Genomic DNA, 16,614 nt, shown 5'->3' with positions numbered 1-16,614 from the left:
GCTACAATCAAAGAGCCAGTTCCTCCAATGCCAGCAGGCGGCGCAGGAATGGGTATGGGGATGTGAGCGATAACGAGCCAAGCGTCCTATGAAAAATATGAGAAAAGCCACGTGAGTGGTTTTGCAAATAGAGAAGAAGCTCCTCCAAGCTTGCTTGGAAGGAGCTTCTTCTCTATTTGTAAAAGGAGCGTCTTGACGCGATTTTCTCATGTTTTTCAGGGGACATTTGGCGACAACGGACGACTGGGATGCTGCACTAAACTCGAAAAAACCTCGTTAAGTGCACACCCATGGCTCGCACTAGTCTCGAAAGAGCCTCGCCAAGTGCTCTGCACAAGGGAAATTGCGGAGCAATTTCGCTGTATGATCTGATCCAGCGAAGTGAAGGCAAACGTCTAGCAGGGAAATTGCTCCGCAATTTCGCTGTATAACGTATAACGAGGGCAAACATCCTCTCACATATTTCATATTTTCTTTAGATTTTTCATCCCAAAACAGGTGTAAAATATCCTTTGTGTGTGAAATATGTTCAAAGAGGAGAATATGAAAATGAAAAAGAAAATCTTAACCCTGGTTCTATCCATGGCTATGACAGGAACCATTCTTTCGGGTTGCCAAAAAGAAACACCAGAAGAATCATCTGTTTTTGAAAACATAGATGCTGCTGATAAAGCAGAAACATCTGAATCTGATCAATCAGCTACTACTAAGACTCAGCCTTCAGACAACACATCAGATGTTACAAATGAAACTCCCGCCTCAACAGGCGACCTCTACGAGGATTTTAAAACCGGCGCAGCAAAGGCAAAGTTTACAAAGAGCGGAGACAGAGGCGCATACCTTGTTCTTTCCGATATCCTTGAAGATGGTCAGTCTTACAGCCTTTCTGAAATTGACGATAAGCTTGCAAGTTCTGGTGATTACAGCTTTAAGGTAAACGGCGATGCCACATATAGAACTATCGACTGCGGAAATGATGGAGAGAAGGAGCTTCTCTATCAGCAGGAGTTTACTGCTGAAGAGATGGGTGGCGAGATATTTACTCTTTTCATGATCCTTAAGGATATGGGCGGAGAGCTTAAGATCTGCTATGACCAGGATATGTGGTCAAGAAGTGACGTCACCATCAATGATGATGGAACTATATATGGTTCAGGTTCTGGCGGAGCTGCTCTTCATGTTTATGATTTTGCTTTTGTAGATGCAAAGGGCGATTACCAGTTTTATTATGGCTCTGAGGAGAATATAACTCCTTTTGGTGATTTCTATTACAACGTAAATGGTGAGAGCAAGTCAATTTCTCTGGAAGGCCTTGATACAGATCACCTTATCATCAATACATATTATTTTGAGCCTGAGTATGAAAAGAGAAACGACTATGTTTCTTTCAATATGATAGATGACAATTACAACCTGGTAACCAAGGATGAGGACTACACTGATGCAAATGAGGTTTATAAGCGTCTTACAGAAAATGGCATAAAGGTTTACAAAAACCTTGAGCTTGCAAATCTCTTACACGACAGGGCAGTAGAAATCGGTTATCCTGATACTTCAGATGGCGAGAATTAAATAGCTAAATCTCTTTAACTTAAAGCAATTATATAGTATGATTATTAAGCTAAATTGGATAATACAAGGGGGTAGCATGAGAGGTAACTCATGCCACTCCTTTTCGCTTGTTTATCAGATTGTTTTGTTGGAGGAAGCTTAGTTGGATCTTGAAAAGCAAAAGAGAGCGCCCATATATGATGCGCTGGAGCGTTTTAGGAAGCAGAGGGTTGTGCCCTTTGATGTGCCTGGCCATAAAAGAGGAAGAGGTAATGCAGAACTTGTAAGATTTTTAGGCGACAGGTGCGTTGGCATAGATGTCAACTCCATGAAGCCACTTGATAACCTTTGCCATCCTGTTTCGGTGATCAAGGAGGCAGAGGAGCTTATGGCAGATGCTTTTGGCGCTGCCCACGCTTTTATGATGGTCAATGGTACCACCAGCGCTGTACAGGCCATGGTGTTATCCAGCGTTAAGCATGGCGATAAGATCATCATGCCTAGAAATGTTCATAAGAGTGCCATAAATGCCCTTATTTTATGCGGAGCTGAGCCTGTTTACATTGACCCTAAGGTTGATGTGAACCTTGGTATTCCTCTTGGAATGGAGATTGAGGATGTTAAGAAGGCTGTTATACAGAATCCTGACGCCAAGGCAATCCTGATAAACAATCCATCATATTACGGAATATGCTCTAATCTTAAAGCGATAGTTGAAATAGCCCACAAAAATGGCATGAAAGCCTTAGTTGATGAGGCCCATGGAACACACCTTTACTTTGGGCCTAACCTTCCAATAAATGCCATGGCGGCAGGAGCAGATATGGCTGCCATCAGTATGCACAAGTCTGGAGGAAGCCTTACCCAGAGTTCCATCCTTCTTTGCGGACCTGATGCCAATGTTGGATATATCAGCAGGATCGTGAACCTTACCCAGACCACATCAGCCAGTTACCTTCTTCTTGGAAGCCTTGATATTTCCAGAAGGAATCTTGCACTTAACGGTCATGACAGCTTTGAAAAGGTTACGGGAATGGCCCAGTACGCCAGGGAAGAGATCAACGATATAGGCGGCTATTATGCCTACGGCAATGAGCTTAAAAATGGCGGAAGTATCTACGACTTTGACGAGACCAAGCTTGTGGTAAATACAAGAAAGATTGGTCTTACAGGCATTGAAGTATATGACCTTTTAAGGGATGAATACGATATTCAGATGGAGTTTGGTGACCTTTCAAATGTAATGGCCTATATCTCCATCGGTGACAGGCTTCAGGATATTGAAAGACTTGCTGGAGCTTTGGCTGACATTCGAAGGCTGTACTCAAAGCCTGAGCAGCAGTTCTTTTCTGCAGAGTATGTGACTCCTATTGTTAAGGCAACTCCACAGGAAGCCTTCTATGCGGAAAAGGAGTCACTGCCAATTGATAAGACTGTTGGCCGCATCAGCGCCGAGTCAGTAATGTGTTATCCACCTGGAATTCCAATCCTTTCTCCAGGTGAGATGATTACAGATGAGATCCTTGATTACATAAGGACAGCCATGGAAAAAGGCTGTTCCATGCAGGGACCAGAAAGCGAAGATATATCAGAACTTTTTGTTTTGAAATAAATCTAAGGAGATGGCTATGGCAGATATGGATTATTGGTTTTCAGACATGCACACTGGAAACGTCAAGATCAGTATAAGATTATCGAAGCAGCTCTTTTCCGGAACCAGTGAGTTCCAGAGAATAGACGTCTTTGATTCCCCGGAGTTTGGCAAGTTCCTTACTTCGGATGGTAACATCATCTTTTCCGAAAAGGACGAGTTCACCTATGATGAGATGATAGTCCATGTTCCTATGGCTGTTCATCCTAAGGTCCAGAGAGTCCTGGTTCTTGGAGGCGGCGACGGCGGTGTTGCCAGAGAGCTGACTCACTATGAGGAGATCAAGGTCATCGACGTTGTTGAGCCGGATTCAATGTTTGTGGATGTGTGCAAGCAGTATTTCCCTGATAACGCCATTGGACTTGAAGATGACAGAGTACATATCTTTTATCAGGACGGCCTTAAGTACCTTCGTAAGTGTGAGGATATGTATGACCTTATAATCAACGATGCCACAGAACCCCTTGGTCATGAAGCAGGTCTTTTCACCAAAGAGTTCTACGGAAGCTGCTACAAGGCACTTCACGACGACGGTATCATGGTTTATCAGCACGGAAGCCCATTCTACGACGAGGACGAAGAGAGCTGCAGAGCCATGCACAGAAAGGCCTACAGAGTATTTCCCATAAACAGGGTTTATCAGGCCCACATTCCTACATGCCCTGCGGGCTACTGGCTCTTTGGATTTGCCAGCAAAAAATATCATCCAATGAAGGATTTCAATCCTGACAGATGGGATGAGCGAGGAATAAAGACCTGGTATTACACAACTCATTTACATAAGGGAGCGTTCATGCTTCCAAAATACGTAGAAGATTTACTTCAGGAAGAAGAAGATATGTCAAGGTGACTAATTAAACGAATGGAGGATATGTCTAGATGAGCAGATTATTGGTTATTGGATGTGGAGGCGTAGCACAGGTTGCTATCCAGAAGTGCGCCCAGAATAAAGAAGTATTTACAGAGATGTGCCTTGCAAGCCGCACAGTAAGTAAGTGCGATGCATTAAAAGAAAAGCTGGAAAAGCAGGGATATCCTGTTAAGATCACAACTGCAACAGTTAATGCAGACGACGTAAAGGACCTTGTTAAGCTTATAAAGGACTACAAGCCTGACGCAGTGCTTAACGTGGCCCTTCCTTATCAGGACCTTACCATCATGGATGCATGTCTTGAGTGCAAGGTGGACTATATTGATACTGCCAACTACGAGCCAGAGGACACAGATGAGCCTGTATGGCGCGCTGCCTACGAAAAGAGATGTAAGGAGAAGGGCTTTACTGCTTACTTTGATTACAGCTACCAGTGGGCATATATGGACAAGTTCAAGGAAGCAGGTATCACAGGTCTTCTTGGAACAGGCTTTGATCCCGGTGTAACCAGCGTATTTACCGCTTATGCTAAAAAGCATTACTTCGACAGGATCGACACAATAGACATACTTGACTGCAACGGCGGCGATCACGGCTATGCTTTTGCAACAAACTTTAACCCTGAGATCAACCTTCGTGAGGTTTCTGCCAACGGAAGCTACTGGGAGGATGGCCACTGGGTTGAAACAAAGCCTATGGAAATAAAGAGAGAGTATGACTTCCCTCAGGTTGGTATGAAGGATATGTACCTTCTTCACCACGAGGAAATCGAGGCTCTTGGCAAGAACTTCCCTGAGGTTAAGAGGATCCGTTTCTTCATGACCTTTGGCCAGTCATACCTTGATCACATGAGATGCCTTGAGGATGTTGGAATGCTCTCAACAACCCCCATCAAGTTTGAGGGAAAAGACATTGTTCCTATCCAGTTCTTAAAGGCACTTCTTCCGGATCCTGCAAGCCTTGGACCAAGAACAGTAGGTAAGACCAACATCGGCTGCATCTTTAAGGGTGTCAAGGACGGAAAAGAAAAGACTATCTACATCTACAATGTATGCGACCACCAGGAGTGCTACAAGGAGCTTGGAAGCCAGGCTATCAGTTATACAACAGGTGTTCCGGCAATGATAGGAACAGCACTTGTCCTTACTGGAAAGTGGAAACAGCCTGGTGTATATACAACAGATGAGTTTGATCCAGATCCATATATGGAGCTTCTTAATGAGTATGGACTTCCATGGGTAGTGGATGAGGCACCAAAGCTTGTAGATTAAGGATTTTCTGAGGGGATATTATGAAAATAGATGAAATAAGTACTCCTGCCTATGTGATAAATGAAAAGAGACTACGGGAAAACCTGGAGATATTAAAAGATGTACAGGAGAGGTCCGGGGCCAAGATCCTTCTTGCGCAAAAGGCCTACAGCGCTTACCAGACATATCCGCTTTTGGCATCTTATCTTTCAGGTGCCACTGCTTCCGGGATTTTTGAAGCCAGGCTTGCACATGAAGAGTTTAAGACTTCAGATGGTAAAAAATGCGAAAACCACGTCTATGAGCCTGCCTACAAGGATTCTGACATGGAAGAGCTGTGCAATATCTGCGACCATGTGGTATTCAACTCAATCTCTCAGCTTGAGCATCACAGGAGCGTTTGGGAAAAGTATGTTTCTGAGGGAAAGATAAAAGTCGGTCTTAGGATCAACCCTGAGCTAAGTGCAGAGGATGCTCATGAGATCTACGACCCATGTTCCCCAGGATCAAGACTTGGTATCAGGAATGAGAATATGCCAGATGACCTTCCAGAGGGTGTTTCAGGTCTTCACTTCCATAACCTGTGCGAGCAGGGATTTGAGCCCTTAGAGGAGACATTCCTTAAGGTTGAAAGAGATTTCTTTAGATTCTTTCCTGCGCCAAGAATACCGGATGACTATGACGGTTTTATTTTAAGGACCATGGGCTTTGAACCTTCAGATACTTCCTACGATGAAGAGGTTGCTCTTGATAACATTCCGGTAGATACTGATGAACTTGACGCAGAGCTTGGAGTTTCCGGACTTAACAAGATAAGCTGGATAAATCTTGGGGGAGGTCATCACATAACAAGGGAAGATTACGACAGAGAAGGTCTCATTAAACTGGTATTGTACATAAGAGAAAAGTACGGCATTGAGGTTTATCTTGAGCCAGGTGAAGCTATTGCCCTTGACGCAGGTTACCTTGTTACAACAGTAATGGATGTTGTTGATACAGACAGGATCCCTGTTCTTATTCTGGATGCTTCAGCTTCATGCCATATGCCTGATGTAATAGAGATGCCTTATCGACCACCTCTTAAAGACTCTGAAGAGCCGGGAGAGATGAACTATACCTACAGGCTCTCTTCAATGACCTGTCTTGCAGGTGATGTCATTGGCGATTACAGCTTTGAAACGGAAAAAAATCTTGGGGACAAGCTCTTTTTTGAGGATATGGCCATCTACAGCTTTGTTAAGAACAACACCTTTAATGGTATGCCACTTCCAGATATCGACATTATGCACGAAGATGGGGAAGTGGAAGTTTTAAGACGCTTTAGCTACGAAGATTTTAAGAACAGGCTGTAAGGAACCACTCGGCATTAGAAACTGATTGGAAATTTTGCAATGATAATAAGAAACCAGCTTCCGGCAAATGATGGATTTCAAATGCCTGGAGAGTTTAATTCCCATCTGGGAACAATAATGATATATCCCGTAAGACCTGGCAGCTTTGGAAAAGACAGAACGGACACCCTAAAGAGTTTTGGCGCTGTCTTTTTTGAGATCCTTAAAAGGGAAGAGTTATTTCTTTTAGCCGGAAAGGACCACCTTGAAGAGGCTATGGGCTTTATGAAGAACCTTATAGACACCTGCAGCCTTAAAGAGGATATGCAAAAGGAGCAAAAAGACCTTCTGACAAAAAGGCTACACATCCTTGAAATTGAGTCAGACGACGCCTGGGCAAGAGACGTAGCACCTACATTTGTTGCAGATGATACTGGCAATGTAAGAGGCGTAAACTGGAGCTTTAATGCCTGGGGCGGAGAGGTTGATGGACTATATGCAAACTGGGATCTTGATGACAAGGTGGCGATAGCTTTTTGTGACAGGCAGGGATTTGACTACTACGACGCAGTGCCCTTTGTTCTTGAGGGAGGCAGCATCCACTCCGATGGTGAGGGCACAGTTTTAGTTACTAAGAGCTGCCTCTTAAGCAAGGGCAGAAACCCTGATCTTTCCAAAGAACAGATAGAAGATAAGTTAAAAGAGTATCTTGGAGCAAAAAAGATTCTCTGGCTACCAAGTGGAATATATAACGACGAGACCAATGAGCACGTGGATAATGTCTGCGCCTTTATAAGACCGGGAGAAGTGATGCTGGCATGGACAGACAATGAAGACGACCCTCAATATGCCATGTCTAAGGCTGACCTTGAGTACCTTCAAAGCGTTACTGATGCCATGGGCAGGTCCATCAAGGTTCATAAGCTTCCTATTCCTGATCACCCCGTTCTTGTTAATGAGGACGATCTTTCCAATTACGAGTTCGAAGAAGGGGAAGATTTCAGGAAAGTGGGAGAGCGGCTTGCTGCCAGCTATGTGAATTTTTACTTTGTAAATGGAGCAGCCCTTGTTCCACAGTTTGGCGGCGAAAATGAGGCTTCCGATAAGAGGGCTCTTGATATCCTAAGGAGCATCTGTAAAGATAAAGAAATTGTAGGTATAGACGCCCGTCCGATCCTTCTTGGTGGCGGAAATATCCACTGCATAACCCAGCAGATACCGGGAATAATGTGAGGTAGATATGTCAGATAAGGTAAAAGTGGCCTGCATCCAGTTTGAATGCGGAGCTAAGGCTTCATCAGATGATGAGCAGGTAAAAAGAAATATTGAGACAGCCGACAGGCTAACAAGGAAGGCAAAAGAAAACGGAGCAAACATCATTCTTTTATCAGAGCTTTTTGAAAGAAAGTACTTTTGCCAGGAGAGAAACTACGACTACTATGAGCTTGCTGTTCCTATTCTTGAAAACCCTGCGGTACTGCATTTTAAGGAGCTTGCCAGGGAGCTTTCTGTCGTAATGCCTATAAGCGTCTTTGAAAGGGACGAAAATACCTTTTACAACTCTGTAGCAATGATAGACGCTGATGGCAGCATTCTTGGTGTATATAGAAAGACTCATATCCCTGACGACCATTTCTATCAGGAGAAGTTTTACTTTACCCCTGGTAATACAGGCTTTAAGGTCTTTGAGACAAGATATGGAAATGTTGGAGTAGGCATATGCTGGGATCAGTGGTTTTCTGAAACTGCAAGGTGCCTTGCGCTTAACGGAGCGGATATCATTCTTTATCCTACAGCCATAGGCTCAGAACCAATCCTTGACCTTGACAGCTCCGGCCACTGGATGAGGACCATGCAGGGGCATTCAGCAGCCAACATTATCCCTGTAGCCGCTGCAAACCGCATAGGAACTGAGGTTGTTACTCCATCAGAGGATAACGGAATGCAGAGCTCATCCCTGACCTTCTATGGAAGCAGCTTCCTTACTGATGAAACAGGGGATGTGCTTGTAAAGGCATCAAGGGATAAAGAAGAGATAATTTGCGCAGAGTACGACTTTTTAGAAAACCGCAAAAAAAGAGCATCCTGGGGCATCTTTAGAGACAGACGCCCAGAATGCTACAAAGCTATCACTGATTGATGGTTGGAAGATTCCACTTAAAGTGCATAGCCAGAAATCTTATTATTACGATAGTAAAGAATCCAGCCAGTGAGCTAATAAGTTCGCTGGCTGTATATTTCCAAAGCAAAACCAGAACGATCGATCCTGCGATGCAGGCGATTGCATATACGTGCTTGGTAAGAACAGCAGGTATGTCATCTGCCAGCACATCCCTTATCATTCCACCACCAATTCCGGTAACTATTCCAAGAAAAGCAACTAAAAAGAGATTGTCGCCATATGGTGAAGTAATACCAGTAAAGGAACCATCTACAGTAAAGGCTGCAAGTCCAAGGGTGTCCAGCCAGAAGATCAAAGTGTCATAAAAGGGAGTCACTGCCTTTGGCATTGGCTTTTTGTACCTCATGACAATAAAGGCAAGATTTGCAGTGATCAGTGTGATTATGGTGTAGGCAGGGTTTACGAACATTGCAGGTGGGATGTTGTCGATAATGATATCCCTTATAAGTCCGCCACCTGTTGCTGTCACAAGAGCAAGAAGGTTTATGCCAAATATGTCCATATCCTTTTTTGCTGCAACCACAGCTCCAGATATGGCAAAGGCGATAATTCCAATATTTTCAATAAGTACCATTACCCCTGAGTTCATTTAGACTTCCTTCGCATTCTTGTTTTTTATCACCTTGGCTTTTTCCTTAAGCGCTTTTAATTCATCAACGTTAAAGGTATAGGCTTTGTTGCAGAAGTGGCAGCGAAGCTCAATTTCTTTTCCGTCGTCTATCATTTCCTGGATCTCTTTTTCGCCTATGAGCATCAGAGCTCTCTCTACACGGTCCTTGTCGCAGTTGCAGTAAAAGTTAAGGTCAACTTTGTCGGTGAATTCAATATCAAAACCATCAAGAACTATATTAAGAAGCTCTTCAGGAGTCTTACCAGCCTTAAGAATGTCTGTAACTGAAGAGAATTTCTTAAGATTTTCTTCAAGATGAGCTATGGTTTCTTCCTCAGCAAAGGGCAGAAGCTGGATGATAAAACCGCCAGCAGCGATGACGCTTAAGGTTTCTCTTTCCACAAGAACGCCAAGGCCAACAGATGAAGGAGTCTGCTCTGACTTGGTGAAGTAGTAGGTAAGGTCCTCTGCCACTTCTCCTGTGTAGAGAGGAACCTGGCCCACATAGGGCTCTTTCATGCCCATATCTCTGATAACGGTAAGGTTACCTTCGCCAATTCCTCCGCCTACGTTAAGATGTCCTGAAGCATTGGGTTCCATGATAACGTAAGGATTTCCAACGTAGCCCTTTACGTTTCCTTTATTGTCGGCGGTAGCAAGAACGCTTTTAAGAGGACCGTCACCATCCATTTTTACAGTGATGAGGTCATCCTCGTTGTCCATCATAGTGCCCATCATTACTGTTCCTGTCATGAGCCTGCCAAGAGCGGCTGCAGCGATAGGAGATAAGCCGTGGGCGCATCTTGCGTACTCAGCAAGGTCTTTTGTAGTAGCTGCAAAAGCTCTTATCTGGGCATTCCCAGCGGTGGCTCTCACCATATAATCTTTATACATTCTGTTTCCTTTCATATATCTGTCAAATGCTTAATACAACTATGAAATCATAATTCTTTTTTACGGTCTTGTAAACCTGATTATGAGGCATGTATTTTCAGTTGCTTTGACGTACTCTTTTTATCAAAATTTTATAAAGATAAATCCGAAAAACAAGGCATTATCTAGTATAATTAAATAAGTAAAATTAGGTTAAGGAGGGCATAACATGGAACCTAAGGTAAGAAATGGTAAGCTGGTACAGAAACTTATTACTGCGGCCGTTGCGGCTATCGTTGGAATTGCCACTGTGCTTACTATAATAAGTGGGTTTGAAATCAATAATACATATAATACGCTGGTTGAAGAGGAACTTAAGGCTTCAGTATATCATCTGGCAAGCGAGATGGACAACGTGTGGGATGGCGACTGGTCATACGTTGATGGTTCTCTCTATAAGGGCGAAGAAAATGTCATGGCAGAGTATGAAGAGATCATGGATGATCTAAAGAGTGAGACTGGAATTGAGTATTCGCTCTTTTATGGTGATACAAGAGTCATTACCACGCTGAAGGATTCTTCCGGTAAAAAAGCTGTAGGCTACCAGATTGGTGATAAGGTCAAGAATGCAGTGCTTAGTGGCGGTCAGCTCCTATTCATGAAGGGAAAACCTGCAGGTGCAACCGAAAACTATTTCTGCTACTATGCACCAATGAAAAACAGCGACGGCTCAGTAGTTGGAATGGTATTTACAGGAAGAGAGAGTGACTCAGTTGCCGCAAATATCAGAAGGATCATCATTGGTATGGTAGTTGTATCAATAATACTTACCATAGCTCTTTCCCTGGTAGGAATACTTGTTGCCAATACAGCATCTGTAAAGATGAGAGCCATTGCTGATGAGCTTGGACATTTGTCCACTGGTGAACTTAAGCTCAACATTGATGAAAAGTCCCTTAAGAGAAATGATGAGATCGGACTTCTTGCTGACGGTGCCCAGACCCTTAGTAATAAACTCGGTGAAGTTATAAGAACTACAATGGAGATGTCAGGTGAACTTAAAAGATCAGGAGCAGAACTCTCTGAATCCGCAACCCAGGCATCAACTGCGTCAAGCCAGGTAAGCCAGGCTGTAGATGATATCAGTAAAGGTGCTGTCAACCAGGCAGAGAGCGTTGAGAATGCTGCAGGTAACACACAGGATATTGGAAGAGATATCGATGAAGTTTCTGAGAATGTAGAAGAACTCAATGCCTATACCGGAGAGATGAAGACAGCCTGCGATGCTGCAATGGATGCTTTAAATAAGCTCATTGAGCAGAGCACAGAGGTTCAGCAGTCAGTTCGTGAGATCGGACAGACCATAGATTCAACCAATGAGTCTGCAAAAGAGATCTCCAAGTTCTCACAAGCTATTACAGAGATTGCATCTCAGACTAACCTTCTGTCACTAAATGCCAGCATCGAGGCTGCAAGAGCAGGAGATGCAGGAAAGGGATTCGCAGTTGTTGCTACAGAGATCGGACAGCTTGCTGTACAGAGTAGTAATTCAGCTGAGGAGATCAAGAAGATCGTCGAGAGACTGGTTGCTGATTCAGAGGCATCAGTTGAAGTTATGAGTAAGCTCAATAACAACTTTGAGCAGCAGTCTGAACAGCTTGATGATACCAAGACCAACATGCAGAGCATGGCGGAGAATGTAAGCAACGTATCAACCAGCACAGAGAGCATTGCAGATCACATAGGTCAGCTGGGTTCAGCCAAGGATAAGCTGGTTGAGATCATATCAGACCTGTCTGCTATATCCGAGGAGAATGCGGCGTCCACAGAAGAGACCAATGCTTCAATGCAGGAGCTCAACGCTACATTTGCAATCATCACGGAGTCTGCAGACAAGCTCCAGGAACTTGCTTCAAATATGCAGGATACCATCAGTTACTTTAAACCATAAATATATCAAAAAACACCGAGCCTCTGGCCGTGGAAAGCCCATGGCTAGGGGCTTTTTAAGAGGTTTGATGCAATTGACATTTATTTAACGTAAAGCTATAATTGTTCTTAGGTTTTCTTTTTAAAAAAGGAGCATATTATGGCAGATAAAGAAATTTCTCAGGCGGTCATTAGCAGACTTCCAAGATATTTTAGATATTTAGGCGATCTACGTGAGAAGGGGGTTGAGAGGATTTCCTCCCAGGAGCTTTCTGATATCATGAAGGTCACTGCATCACAGATCAGACAGGACTTTAACAACTTTGGCGGCTTTGGCCAGCAGGGCTATGGCTATAATGTAGGTTATCTCTACGATGAGATTGGCAAGATCCTAGGACTTGACAGGCAGCACAGCCTTGTCATCATCGGAACAGGTCACCTTGGTAAAGCTATTGCCGGATACACCAATTTCACCAGAAGAGGCTTTGTGTTCAAGGGAGCTTTTGACAAAAATCCTGATCTGTTTGGAACCAAGATAGGCGATGTTGAGGTAAGACCTATCGATGAAGTTGAGGATTTTGTCAGAAATAATAATATTGAGATTGCTGTTTTAACTATTCCCAAGGAACAGGCAGTGCCAATGGCCCACAAGCTTGCAGCCTGCGGGATCAAGGCAATATGGAACTTTGCCCATGTTGACCTTGAAGTTCCTGACAATATTCAGGTAGAAAATGTACATTTATCTGACAGTTTGATGAAATTATCGTATAATATTGATAGGTACGAAAAATCATTATAATTAGTGGAGAAGTCCATGGCTAGAGGCGACGACGTGTACATGTCAGCGCTGGAGGGAAAGAGTATTCCCATCCTGACGCTGGACAATAAGTGGCATCAGCTTTTTACCCAGACGGAGATGACGCCTGAGATAGAAGCCCTTGCAGATCAGCTCAATTCTCTGGTGGAGCGCGATGGAAAGATCCGTACAGACACCAAGAAGATCAAGAAACTTAAAAAGACTCTTTTATCTGAGATAGTTCCCTTAAGGGACCAGGCCAATAAGGCAGGAGGCAACGCTGCCTCTATAGAAAAAGAGATCCAGGAAAGGACCAGGCTCATCAATGAGTGCAACGAAAAACTTGGTGGGCACGATGATGAACTCCTTGACCTTTCACGAGAGATCTACGACGTAGATTACAAGCTGATGATAGAGACAATGAAGGTGTGCTACGAGACCCTTCAGGAGAACACCGAGTACATCAAAGGCCTTGATGAGTGGATCTCACAGGTGCGAGTGGAGCTTAAAAAGAACGTTATAAGGCTTCAGGAAGCGGAGATGGAGAACTATAATCTGTACTCCTATATGCACCAGATATTTGGACCTGAGGTAATGGATATATTCGATATGGAATATGATCCTGACAAGCGCCATCCTATCAGAAGACCAGCTGATGGCTCTTCTGATGAATATGTTGAATGATAAGTATTTACAGGCTGCCTTTTGGCAGCCTTAACTTATATGGAGGAATACCATGAAATACGCTGTTTCAAGTATGGAAATGAAGATCTGTGACAGAAATACTTCTGAATATTTTGGCATGGATCAGGCGGTTCTTATGGAGAGGGCAGCCCTGTCTGTCTGCACGGAGATTGATAAGTGGAAAGAGATTGAGCACCCAGGCAGGAGACTTAATGCACTGATCTTTGCCGGAGTTGGCAATAACGGCGGTGATGGCGTTGCCATAGCAAGAATACTCAAGCAAAGGGGCTATCACGTAAGTCTTTGCGTGGTGGGAGATCCTGTAAAGAGCAGCGACATGTTTTTAAAGCAGCTGGAAATAGCTGGTAAATATGACATTGTACAGGGCACTTTTTCCAATATAAGAGACAACAAAACTGATGGGGCATTTGATATCATAGTAGATGCCATGTTTGGTATTGGACTCTCAAGGCCTGTTACAGGAACAAGTCTTGATGCGGTTAACTACATCAATGACCTTAAGGACGAGAGAGGAAAAGACCTTTTTGTGGTAGCTGTAGATATTCCTTCTGGAATAAGTGCAGATACCGGAATGGTCATGGGAGCTGCAGTAAAAGCTGATACCACAGTTACCTTTAACTTTGCCAAGCTTGGCCACATCCTTTATCCAGGATGCGAATATGCTGGAAACCTTGTGATAGCTGACGCAGGTATCACGAAAGACAGCTTTCTTTCAAAGGAGCCGGAAGCTTTTTATCATGACGGCGATGCAATGGAGCTGGTTCCAGAAAGAAGGAAGGATTCCAACAAGGGTACAAATGGAAAAGTCCTTATAATAGCTGGATCAAAAAGTATAAGCGGCGCCTGCATCCTTGCTGCCTCTGCAGCTCTCAAGGCAGGAGCTGGCATGGTAAGGGTATTTACTGCTTCAGAGAATGCTGAGGTGGTGAAAGCTCTTTTACCAGAAGTGATACTTGATACCTATGAGGACTTTGAACCTGTAAGGGACAAGCTGATCCTGGCATTTGACTGGTCTACCCAGGCAGTCATAGGCCCTGGCATTGGCTGTGAGGGCAAGGGAAAAGAGCTCCTTACTGTGGTGCTTAAAGAGTATGACAAACCGCTTGTCATGGACGCAGATGCCCTTAACATCTTAGCTGAAGATGATGACCTGCGGCGCCTTGCCTCTAACTTTGCCACAGGCGGCAAGAAACTGATACTCACTCCACACATGGGGGAGTTTGCAAGGCTTAAAAAGTGCAGCATTGCAGCATGTAAGGACAACCTTCTTGAGTATCCAAGGCAGCTTTCAAATGAGCTTCACGCCACCGTCATCTGCAAGGATGCCAGAAGTATAGTGGCTGACAGCAATGAGAAAAAGATATATATTAATATAAGCGGCAACGACGGAATGGCTACTGCTGGTTCAGGAGATGTGCTTGCCGGCATAACCGGGGCACTTATAAGTAAGGAGAGCACCAGCTTTGAAACGGCCATAGCAGCGGCATATATCCACGGATGTGCAGGAGATATAGCATCTTCAGAACACGGAAGATACTCCATGATCGCATCGGATATTGTTAACGCCCTTTCCAAGGTGCTGGAATGAATTAAGGAAGTAGATACAATGATAGAAAATAATCAGTATTCAAGAGTATGCGCAAAGATCAGCCTTTCAGCCATCGAGCACAATCTTCTTGCAATGAAGAATAATATACCGGAAGGCACTAAGATCATGGCTGTCATCAAGACCGATGCCTATGGTCACGGAGCTGCAAGGATAGGGAGGTTTTTAGAGGACAAGGACTATATATGGGGCTATGCGGTAGCTACAGCAGAAGAGGCCTTTGAACTAAGGGATGAGGGCCTTAAAAAGCCAATCCTTATCCTTGGATATACTTTCCCATACGCCTACGAGAGGATGATACGGGAGGATATCCGTCCTGCAGTATTTAGAATGGACATGGCAAAAGAGCTATCTGACTGCGCTAAAAAGCTTATGAAGGAAGGCACCATAGAGGGTCCTGCTCCCATTCATATTGCTGTGGACACAGGTATGAGCAGGATTGGTATAACACCTGATGAAGAGGGAGTTTCTTTTGCAAAGGAAATAAGACTTCTTGAAGGTATCAGAATAGAGGGCGTGTTTACTCACTTTGCAAGGGCCGACGAAAAGGACCTTACCAATGTAAGAGAAAGAGAAGAGGTATTTAAGGACTTCCTTAGAGCTTTCGAGGAAGAGACCGGATATCGTATCCCTATCAAGCACTGCGCCAACTCTGCCAGCATCATAGCAGTTCCTGAATCATCCATGGACATGGTGAGAGCTGGAGTTACAATGTACGGAATGTGGCCATCCGAGGAGGTTCCCAAGGATATCATAAACCTTGAGCCTGCCATGGAGCTTATAAGCCACATTGTTATGATCAAGGATGTTCCAGCAGGAACTCCCGTAAGCTACGGCGGAACCTATGTAACAGATAAAACTACCAGGATCGCCACTATACCTGTTGGCTATGGCGATGGATATCCAAGGAGCTTATCTGGCAAGGGCTATGTTCTTATAAACGGACATCACGCCAATATCCTTGGAAGGGTCTGCATGGACCAGTTCATGGTGGATGTTACAGATATTCCCAATGTAATGGAAGGGGATGAAGTTATTCTTCTTGGAAAAGACAAGACCACCGGCGAAGAGATTTCAGCTGAGTTTTTGGGCGACTTAAGCGGAAGATTCAACTATGAGCTCACCTGCGATATTAGCAGAAGAGTGCCAAGGCTCTTTGTTGATTAAGAATACCTGACACGGGGGCGGTTCTACTGCGATAGGGGTGGACCATGGGGACGGGGTTAGTGGTTCATTGGGAGTTATCCCAATGAACCACT

14 protein-coding genes are annotated in these 16,614 nt (G+C 44.2%); 12 read left to right on the top strand and 2 right to left on the bottom strand.

Translation table 11 applies throughout. The features are described from left to right. Nucleotides 1-549: 549 nt before the first annotated feature. From J6I68_RS05085 to aguB, 7 genes are all read left to right on the top strand, one after another. Nucleotides 550-1,572, top strand: a complete 1,023-nt coding sequence (locus tag J6I68_RS05085) for a hypothetical protein (protein WP_292218074.1) — start codon at nt 550-552, stop codon at nt 1,570-1,572. A 142-nt stretch (nt 1,573-1,714) separates the two neighbouring features. Next, entirely contained in the window at nt 1,715-3,163 is a 1,449-nt protein-coding gene (locus J6I68_RS05080; protein WP_292218073.1) for an aminotransferase class I/II-fold pyridoxal phosphate-dependent enzyme, read from the top strand. Between the two features lie 25 nt (nt 3,164-3,188). Further along, nucleotides 3,189-4,052, top strand: coding sequence for a polyamine aminopropyltransferase (gene speE, locus J6I68_RS05075; RefSeq protein ID WP_292218076.1), 864 nt, complete (start codon nt 3,189-3,191; stop codon nt 4,050-4,052). Nucleotides 4,053-4,081: 29 nt separating this feature from the next. After that, nucleotides 4,082-5,344: a saccharopine dehydrogenase family protein gene (locus tag J6I68_RS05070; protein WP_292218072.1), complete on the top strand. Its 1,263-nt coding sequence runs from the start codon at nt 4,082-4,084 to the stop codon at nt 5,342-5,344. Nucleotides 5,345-5,364: 20 nt separating this feature from the next. Further along, a complete protein-coding gene (locus tag J6I68_RS05065) occupies nt 5,365-6,675 on the top strand; it encodes a carboxynorspermidine decarboxylase (RefSeq protein ID WP_292218070.1) in 1,311 nt (436 codons plus the stop codon). 39 nt (nt 6,676-6,714) lie between these two features. Beyond that, nucleotides 6,715-7,887, top strand: a complete 1,173-nt coding sequence (aguA, locus tag J6I68_RS05060) for an agmatine deiminase (RefSeq protein ID WP_292218069.1) — start codon at nt 6,715-6,717, stop codon at nt 7,885-7,887. Between the two features lie 7 nt (nt 7,888-7,894). Beyond that, nucleotides 7,895-8,794: an N-carbamoylputrescine amidase gene (gene aguB, locus J6I68_RS05055; RefSeq protein ID WP_292218067.1), complete on the top strand. Its 900-nt coding sequence runs from the start codon at nt 7,895-7,897 to the stop codon at nt 8,792-8,794. On the opposite strand, the gene J6I68_RS05050 is transcribed toward aguB, so the two are convergent. Both J6I68_RS05050 and hslO read right to left on the bottom strand, forming a co-directional pair. After that, entirely contained in the window at nt 8,784-9,425 is a 642-nt protein-coding gene (locus J6I68_RS05050; protein WP_292218066.1) for a trimeric intracellular cation channel family protein, read from the bottom strand. The two genes, aguB and J6I68_RS05050, sit on opposite strands and share 11 nt — an antisense overlap. Beyond that, the gene (hslO, locus tag J6I68_RS05045; RefSeq protein ID WP_292218064.1) at nt 9,426-10,340 is read right to left on the bottom strand and encodes an Hsp33 family molecular chaperone HslO; all 915 of its coding nucleotides are present in this window, start codon (nt 10,338-10,340) and stop codon (nt 9,426-9,428) included. Between the two features lie 208 nt (nt 10,341-10,548). Between hslO and J6I68_RS05040 the strand changes: the two genes are divergently transcribed. From J6I68_RS05040 to alr, 5 genes are all read left to right on the top strand, one after another. Next, nucleotides 10,549-12,270, top strand: coding sequence for a methyl-accepting chemotaxis protein (locus J6I68_RS05040; protein WP_292218062.1), 1,722 nt, complete (start codon nt 10,549-10,551; stop codon nt 12,268-12,270). Between the two features lie 138 nt (nt 12,271-12,408). Further along, nucleotides 12,409-13,047 (top strand): redox-sensing transcriptional repressor Rex, encoded by a 639-nt coding sequence (locus J6I68_RS05035; protein WP_292218061.1) that lies wholly within the window; start codon nt 12,409-12,411, stop codon nt 13,045-13,047. Between the two features lie 15 nt (nt 13,048-13,062). Then, nucleotides 13,063-13,728, top strand: a complete 666-nt coding sequence (locus tag J6I68_RS05030) for a hypothetical protein (protein WP_292218058.1) — start codon at nt 13,063-13,065, stop codon at nt 13,726-13,728. 52 nt (nt 13,729-13,780) lie between these two features. Further along, nucleotides 13,781-15,337, top strand: coding sequence for an NAD(P)H-hydrate dehydratase (locus J6I68_RS05025; RefSeq protein ID WP_292218057.1), 1,557 nt, complete (start codon nt 13,781-13,783; stop codon nt 15,335-15,337). An 18-nt stretch (nt 15,338-15,355) separates the two neighbouring features. Continuing rightward, on the top strand, nt 15,356-16,522 hold the full coding sequence (alr, locus tag J6I68_RS05020; protein ID WP_292218056.1) for an alanine racemase: 1,167 nt from the start codon (nt 15,356-15,358) through the stop codon (nt 16,520-16,522). Nucleotides 16,523-16,614 lie beyond the last annotated feature (92 nt).

Origin of the sequence: Butyrivibrio sp., from assembly GCF_017940685.1 — a bacterium.
Taxonomy (GTDB): domain Bacteria; phylum Bacillota; class Clostridia; order Lachnospirales; family Lachnospiraceae; genus Butyrivibrio.
Note: the sequence above shows the minus strand (reverse complement) of the source record. Positions and strands in the feature narration are given on the sequence as shown.

Bases quoted from the DNA above. Each gene is read 5' to 3' on its own strand.
- J6I68_RS05085 (WP_292218074.1), top strand. From the start codon at position 550: ATGAAAAAGAAAATCTTAACCCTGGTTCTATCCATGGCTATGACAGGA.
- speE (WP_292218076.1), top strand. From the start codon at position 3,189: ATGGATTATTGGTTTTCAGACATGCACACTGGAAACGTCAAGATCAGT.
- J6I68_RS05070 (WP_292218072.1), top strand. From the start codon at position 4,082: ATGAGCAGATTATTGGTTATTGGATGTGGAGGCGTAGCACAGGTTGCT.
- J6I68_RS05040 (WP_292218062.1), top strand. From the start codon at position 10,549: ATGGAACCTAAGGTAAGAAATGGTAAGCTGGTACAGAAACTTATTACT.
- aguA (WP_292218069.1), top strand. From the start codon at position 6,715: ATGATAATAAGAAACCAGCTTCCGGCAAATGATGGATTTCAAATGCCT.
- J6I68_RS05025 (WP_292218057.1), top strand. From the start codon at position 13,781: ATGAAATACGCTGTTTCAAGTATGGAAATGAAGATCTGTGACAGAAAT.
- J6I68_RS05030 (WP_292218058.1), top strand. From the start codon at position 13,063: ATGGCTAGAGGCGACGACGTGTACATGTCAGCGCTGGAGGGAAAGAGT.
- aguB (WP_292218067.1), top strand. From the start codon at position 7,895: ATGTCAGATAAGGTAAAAGTGGCCTGCATCCAGTTTGAATGCGGAGCT.
- hslO (WP_292218064.1), bottom strand. From the start codon at position 10,340: ATGTATAAAGATTATATGGTGAGAGCCACCGCTGGGAATGCCCAGATA.
- J6I68_RS05065 (WP_292218070.1), top strand. From the start codon at position 5,365: ATGAAAATAGATGAAATAAGTACTCCTGCCTATGTGATAAATGAAAAG.
- alr (WP_292218056.1), top strand. From the start codon at position 15,356: ATGATAGAAAATAATCAGTATTCAAGAGTATGCGCAAAGATCAGCCTT.
- J6I68_RS05050 (WP_292218066.1), bottom strand. From the start codon at position 9,425: ATGAACTCAGGGGTAATGGTACTTATTGAAAATATTGGAATTATCGCC.
- J6I68_RS05035 (WP_292218061.1), top strand. From the start codon at position 12,409: ATGGCAGATAAAGAAATTTCTCAGGCGGTCATTAGCAGACTTCCAAGA.